General features: G+C 66.1%; 1 protein-coding gene. It reads left to right on the forward strand.

Going from position 1 to position 617, the window contains the following annotated elements:
- Window positions 1-617: DEAD/DEAH box helicase (locus EJ903_RS22500; RefSeq protein ID WP_246015861.1), on the forward strand; the 617-nt coding region annotated here is incomplete at both ends.

Raw genomic sequence — 617 nt, forward strand, 5'->3', positions numbered from 1 at the left:
CGGGTCCGTCCCTTCCTGCTGCGCCGCACCAAGGAGGAGGTTGCCAGCGAGCTGCCGCCGAAGACCGAGATGGTCGAGCGGGTCGATCCCCAGGCCGCCCAGCGCGATTTGTACGAAACGATCCGGCTGGCGATGGACCAGCGGGTGCGCGAGGAAATCGCCCGCAAGGGCTTGGCCCGCAGCCACATCACGATTTTGGACGCGCTGTTGAAGCTGCGGCAGGTCTGCTGCGATCCCCGGCTGGTCAAGCTGGAGAGCGCGCGCAAGCGGGTGGAGAAGGGAGCGGCCTCGGCCAAGCTGGAACGCCTGTTGGAACTGCTGCCCGATCTTCTGGCCGATGGTCGGCGAATTCTGCTGTTCTCACAATTCACCTCCATGCTCGATCTGATAAAGCCGGAACTGGCGACGCTCGGGATTCCCTTTGTCGAGTTGACCGGCGACACCCGCGACCGCGAGACGCCGGTGCGTCGTTTCCAGGCGGGCGAGGCCCCGCTGTTCCTCATCAGCCTGAAGGCGGGCGGCACCGGGCTGAATCTGACCGCCGCCGACACCGTGATTCACTATGACCCCTGGTGGAATCCAGCGGTGGAGGACCAGGCCACCGACCGCGCCCACCG

The sequence above is a fragment of the Azospirillum griseum genome (genome assembly GCF_003966125.1).
Classification (GTDB): Bacteria; Pseudomonadota; Alphaproteobacteria; order Azospirillales; family Azospirillaceae; genus Azospirillum; species Azospirillum griseum.